The organism is Falsigemmobacter intermedius (genome assembly GCF_004054105.1).
Classification (GTDB): Bacteria; Pseudomonadota; Alphaproteobacteria; order Rhodobacterales; family Rhodobacteraceae; genus Wagnerdoeblera; species Wagnerdoeblera intermedia.
Genome location: NZ_SBLC01000029.1, coordinates 1 through 209 on the forward strand (window position 1 = coordinate 1; position 209 = coordinate 209).

Sequence of the window (209 nt, forward strand, 5' to 3'; positions counted from 1 at the left end):
CGCAGATACCAGCTTGAATCACGCTCCAGGCTCGGTGTGAATCCCTTTTGTCAACATGACCTAGTAACGTAAGTTATTTCATATTTTTGAACATATAAGATAAAATAAGCAGGTATTGAAATCGGTTTCTTGAGGGTGACGTAATCCCACAGGACGTGGCGGTACTGCATCACGGATTATTGCGCAGCTAAACTTTGGATGGTGAAAAG